Origin of the sequence: Trebonia sp., assembly GCF_049794275.1 — a bacterium.
In the GTDB taxonomy this organism is placed as follows: Bacteria; Actinomycetota; Actinomycetes; order Streptosporangiales; family Streptosporangiaceae; genus Trebonia.
The window spans coordinates 1-2,814 of record NZ_JBARCR010001203.1; the positions used below are offsets into that span (position 1 = coordinate 1).

A 2,814-nucleotide genomic window follows, 5' to 3' on the forward strand; every position below is an offset into this window, starting at 1 on the left:
GAGCAGCATACGGCGGCACTAACATTCCGCTCAGGTGCGGGGCGTTAAGCGCCGCCGCGGCTGGGCAGTTAGGCTGACATTATGTTGCGCGTTAGGCAGCGGTCGGAGCCGGCCAGGCTGCTCGACGACCGCGACCGGGCCGCGGCGCTCGCGTTGTGCGACACCGACCCGGTGGCAAATGTGTTCGTCGCGTCTCGTATCCGGGCCTTCGGGCTCGAGCCGGGCCGTCTCGGTGCCCAGATCTGGGGCTTCGAGCCAGGCGGCCAGCTGACCGCGCTGTGCTACGCCGGCGCGAACCTGGTCCCGGTGCAGGCCAGCCAGGCGGCCGTGCCCGCGTTCGCGGAGCGGGCGCTGCGCCAGGGCCGCCGCTGCTCCTCCCTCGTCGGGCCGTCCGCCGCGGTGGCGCAGCTCTGGGGACTGCTGCGCCCGCAGTGGGGCCCGGCGCGCGACGTGCGGGCAGCGCAGCCGCTGATGGCCATCGACGGTCCGCCGGAGATAGCTGCCGATCCCGCAGTCAGGCGCGTACGTTCTGACGAAATTGATATTTTGCTTCCCGCCTCGATAGCCATGTTCACGGAGGAAGTCGGTGTCTCGCCGCTCTCGGGCGACGGGGGAACCGCCTACCGTGCGCGGGTCAGCGAGCTGGTGCGCGCCGGCCGCGCGTTCGCGCGGATCGAGGACGGCCGGGTGATCTTCAAGGCCGAGGTCGGCGCCGCCACCCCGCAGGCGTGCCAGGTCCAGGGCGTCTGGGTCCGCCCGGAGTTCCGCGGCCAGGGCCTGGCCGCGCCCGGCATGGCCGCCGTGGTCAACGAGGCCCGCCGCTCGGTCTCGCCGGTTGTGTCGCTCTACGTCAACGACTTCAACGCCCCGGCCAGGGCCGCCTACCTCCGCGCCGGCTTCCGTGAAGTCGGCGAGTTCATGTCCGTCCTGTTCTAGCCGCTAGTCCCTGTCGCGGACCTTGCGGAGGCGGTTGAGGACCGGTTCGTAGGCGTCGGTGAGCACCTTGAGGTGCTCGGGGCACACCTGGTCGATGAAGTGCTGCCGGACGCTGTCCACGTGGGACGGGGCGACCCGCTCGATGATGGCCTGGCCGCGCGGGGTGATCACCGCGAACGTGCCGCGCTTGTCCCCGTCGCAGCCCTCGCGGCGGACCAGTCCCTTGGCCTCCATGCGGGTGATCTGGTGCGAGAGCCTGCTGCGGGACTGGGCGGTGAGGTCGGCGAGCTCGGTCATCCGCAGCCGTATCTCTGGAGCTTCTGACAGCTCGACGAGGATCTCGTAGTCGTTGGTGGAGAGCCCGAACGGGTGCAGGTCCCTGTCGAGCTGCCGCATCAGCATCTTCGCCAGCCGGATGTACGTGCCCCAGGCGCGCTGCTCGTCAGGGGTAAGCCAGCGCGTGTCGGCGGAAAGCGTCGCGCCCTCGGCCCGGGGCTCTGTCGGCATACCACGTAACCTACCCGTCGCGCCCCGTGCAGGCTACAACGTCCATCGGCCTGGCGGCCGCCACCGGGCGCGGTGGGGTAACGTACGGCGAGATGCCGAAGACCGCAGGAACCACAAGCAGGCTGGCGTGGCTGGACGCGCTGCGCGGGTTCGCCGCCCTCTGCGTGGTGTTCGACCACGGCTCCACGCTGCTGCTGCTTCCTGCGCGGGACTTCCTGTATCAGTGGTTCAATTTCGGCGAGTACGGCGTCTTCGTGTTCTTCTTGGTCAGCGGCTACATCGTGCCGGCGTCGCTGGAGCGCAAGGGCAGCCTGCGGGCGTTCTGGACCAGCCGCGGGTTCCGGCTGTTCCCGATGTACGCGGCGGCTATCGTGCTGGCCGCCATCGCTTACTGGAACAGGTTCGGCACGATCAGGGGCGCCGAGCACCACCCGCTGACGTCGGTCATGTCATGGCTGCTCATGCTGCCGAACCTGCTCACCGGCCCCAACGTGCCGAACGTTACGTGGACTCTCTCCTACGAGATGGTCTTCTACCTGCTGCTCGCGGCCTTGTTCAGCTGGCGGATCCACGCTCGCAGCAGCAGCTACGCGCTGACCTTCGCGGTCGGCGCGGTAGCGCTCGGCGGCGTGCTGCCGATGGCGGCGCTTGCCCGCTGGTCGGAGCATTACGGCCACGGCCCGCTCTGGCTCAACGTGACCGCCGACGCGCTGATCATCGGCGGCATCGTGCTGGCCGTCACCGACAAGCGCTGGCCGGCGCGGCTGGGCGGGGCTCTCGCCGCGCTCACCGCACTGGTCCTGGTCAGCGTCAACCAGGGATCGCCGTACCCGTGGTCGGGGTACGAGATCCTGGCGCTGATGTTTACCGGGACGGTGATCTACCGGGCCGAGCAGGGACAGCTGAACCGGTTCGTGGCCGCGGGCACGGTGCTCGCCGTCCTCGCGCTCACCACCGCCGCGGGGCTATGGCACGGGGCGCGCATGGGCCACCAGTGGCAGGTCCAGTGGGCGACCTCGATCCTGCTCGCCGCGGCCACGTTCGGCCTGGGGATGGCGGCGAGGAACCGGAAGGTGCCGCGGGTCGCGGCCTGGCTGGGCGTGATCAGCTTCTCGGTCTACCTGCTGCATCCGCTGGTGTTCGACGCCTACCGGGATGTCCCCGCGCTGCACCGCCTGGACCATTCGACGGAGCCGGTCCAGGCGGGGGTGTTCGTCGCGCTGGCGGTCGTGATCATCGCGGTCAGCGCGCTCACCTACTACACGATCGAGAAGCCGATGCAGCGGCTGGGCCACCGGCTGGCCAGGCGTGCCCCCGGCTACACCGCCGGTGTCGCCGCCTCCGCCAGCTCGGAGGCGGCCGTCACCAGCG

At 70.2% G+C, this 2,814-nt stretch carries 3 protein-coding genes; 2 read left to right on the top strand and 1 reads right to left on the bottom strand.

Going from position 1 to position 2,814, the window contains the following annotated elements; translation table 11 throughout:
- Positions 1–81: 81 nt before the first annotated feature.
- Entirely contained in the window at positions 82–936 is an 855-nt protein-coding gene (locus WA805_RS29650) for a GNAT family N-acetyltransferase (protein ID WP_422288902.1), read from the top strand.
- Between the two features lie 3 nt (positions 937–939).
- Here the strand turns inward: WA805_RS29650 and WA805_RS29655 are convergent, their stop codons facing one another.
- A complete protein-coding gene (locus WA805_RS29655) occupies positions 940–1,443 on the bottom strand; it encodes a MarR family winged helix-turn-helix transcriptional regulator (protein WP_422274990.1) in 504 nt (167 codons plus the stop codon).
- Between the two features lie 92 nt (positions 1,444–1,535).
- Between WA805_RS29655 and WA805_RS29660 the strand changes: the two genes are divergently transcribed.
- Positions 1,536–2,814, top strand: a 1,279-nt coding sequence (locus WA805_RS29660) for an acyltransferase family protein (RefSeq protein ID WP_425243974.1), incomplete at its 3' end; no start/stop codon positions are given.